General features: G+C 33.2%; 2 protein-coding genes and 1 pseudogene. All 3 read right to left on the bottom strand.

Annotation, left to right across the window (positions count from 1 at the left end; all coding sequences use genetic code 11):
- On the bottom strand, positions 1 to 1,513 hold a 1,513-nt coding region (hcp, locus tag WBG30_RS00285), incomplete at its 3' end, for a hydroxylamine reductase (protein WP_424502643.1).
- Between the two features lie 173 nt (positions 1,514 to 1,686).
- Complete coding sequence (locus tag WBG30_RS00280) at positions 1,687 to 1,929, bottom strand: SHOCT domain-containing protein (protein ID WP_424502642.1); 243 nt, start codon at positions 1,927 to 1,929, stop codon at positions 1,687 to 1,689.
- Positions 1,930 to 2,098: 169 nt separating this feature from the next.
- Positions 2,099 to 2,397, bottom strand: a pseudogene (locus WBG30_RS00275) (hydroxylamine reductase); the annotation flags it as partial.

Below are 2,397 nucleotides of genomic sequence, written 5' to 3'. Positions count from 1 at the left end.
CTAATGATAATAAAGCTAATAATACTATTACTGCCTTTTGCTCATACCATGCAATATTATATGCAATTGGTAGTTCATTTATATCCTCTAATTCAAACACTTCTTTTAATTTAAGTGCTATTAAAGCCAAAGAATAAGAGTCATTACATTGTCCTGCATCTAATACTCTAGGTATTCCACCGATATCTCCTAATTTTAACTTATTATATCTAAACTTAGCACAACCCGCTGTTAAAATAACCGTATCTTTTGGTAATTTTTCAGCAAATTCTGTATAATAATCTCTTGATTTCATTCTTCCGTCACAACCTGCCATTACGAAGAACTTCTTGATTGCTCCAGTTTTAACTGCATCTACTACTTTATCTGCTAATGCAAATACTTGCTCATGGGCAAATCCACCTATAATAGTACCCTCTTCAATCTGAGTAGGAGCTTTGCAGGTTTTAGCCATTTCTATAACTTTAGAGAAGTCTTTGGTTCCATCTGCATTTACTGCAATTCTTGCCCATCCTGGATATCCTGCAGCATTTGTAGTAAATACCTTACCATCATAAGATGCTCCTACCTTAGGAGGTACTATACAGTTAGTTGTAAAAATAATTGGTCCATTGAAAGTTTCAAATTCTTCTTTTTGTTTCCACCATGAATTCCCATAGTTACCAACCAAATGCTTGAATTTCTTTAATTTTGGATAATAATGAGTAGGTAGCATTTCTGAATGGGTATACACATCTACACCAGTTCCTTCAGTCTGTTCCAATAATTGGACCATGTCATTGAGATCATGCCCTGATACTAATATCCCTGGATTAGTTCCTACACCTATATTAACCTCTGTCATTTCAGGGTTTCCAAATGTTCCAGAGTTGGCTTCGTCTAATAATGCCATTGCTTCTACGCCATATTTACCAGTTTCTAATACTAACGCTACTAAATCATCTACCGATAAAGTATCATCTAGTGTAGAGGCCAATACTTTTTCCATAAACATTACTATTTCTTCCTTTTTATACCCTAGATTGTTTGCGTGTTCATAATAAGCCGCCATTCCTTTTAGTCCATATATTGAAAGTTCTCTCAGTGATCTTACATCTTCATTTTCAGTAGCTAATACACCTATACTTAAAGCTTTTTTCTGCATTTCTTCCATGGTATTTGCTGTAAATGTAAGTACATCATGATCAGCTAACCTCTTAGGTATACAGCCTCCTTCTTTTAATCCCTCTCTGATTTCAAGCCCTTTTCTAATCTCTACAGCAATGGCTTCATCATCAAAATTAGCATTTGTAATTGTCATAAAAAGTGAGTTAGAAATGAAATAATCTACTCCCTTACATATCTCGCATTCGTCCCTATGATCTACTGGATATCCCTCTCTCAAGATTGAAATTCCTTTTAAGGTATATATCAGCAAATCTTGTAAATTTGCAGTTTCAGGTTGTTTTCCACAGACTCCTACTACTGTACATCCTGTCCCCTTTGCAGTTTCTTGACATTGGTAACAAAACATCGGTACTTTTTCATCTTTTACAATGATATGTTTTACCCCCTCTTTAACTTCCTTTGCCAACTCTTTTTCCTTTGCAAAAAAACTTTTTAATCTATCCCATGCCATCTCATATCCCCTCCATTAAAATTTATATATCGCTAGAATATATACAAGAGAGAGTTTAAAATTCCTTCTTAATCTTTTAACTTTTCTGTCATATCTTCGTACTCGCTTTCTGTTATTTCACCACTAGCATATCTTTTTTTCAATATTTCCATAGGAGTTTCCCTTCTGTGAGCTTCTGATTTAAATCTATCCCCTGTGAGTTTTCCACTAAACATAGAAATTATTACCACTGCAATTAATATCCAAAATATAAACATAAAAATCCCTCCTCCCATAAACATAGAGCTCCCAAAACCATATCCATGCATCATCTTAATCTCCTCCTTATTTTATATTAATATTCTAACCTCTCAATGTGAAGGTTTTGTGAAAATTTAGATAGTATTTTTTTTAATCAAAATTAAAAGACCACTAGAAAATTCTAGTGGTCTTTCTGTTATTTTTTTTATTCTCTCAATTAGAAGAAAACTAAGGTGAAGTCTATTCACCCATGAATAACTTAATATCTTCATCTACAGAACCGATTCCTGCTATTCCAAAGTTTTCAACTAATACGTTTACTACAGCTGGAGATAAGAATCCTGGTAATGTTGGTCCTAAATGGATATTTTTTACACCTAATGATAATAAAGCTAATAAAACAATTACTGCTTTTTGCTCATACCATGCAATATTATATGCAATTGGTAGTTCATTTATATCCTCTAATTCAAACACTTCTTTTAATTTAAGTGCTATTAAAGCTAAAGAATAAGAGTCATTACATTGTCCTGCATCTA

This window comes from Psychrilyobacter sp. (assembly GCF_049671765.1).
Taxonomy (GTDB): domain Bacteria; phylum Fusobacteriota; class Fusobacteriia; order Fusobacteriales; family Fusobacteriaceae; genus Psychrilyobacter.
The sequence above is the reverse complement of the archived record's forward strand: the minus strand, read 5'-3'. Positions and strand labels throughout refer to the sequence as shown.

What these genes read in the sequence shown, in the direction of transcription:
- WBG30_RS00280 (WP_424502642.1), bottom strand. Translation starts at nt 1,929, where the DNA reads ATGATGCATGGATATGGTTTTGGGAGCTCTATGTTTATGGGAGGAGGG.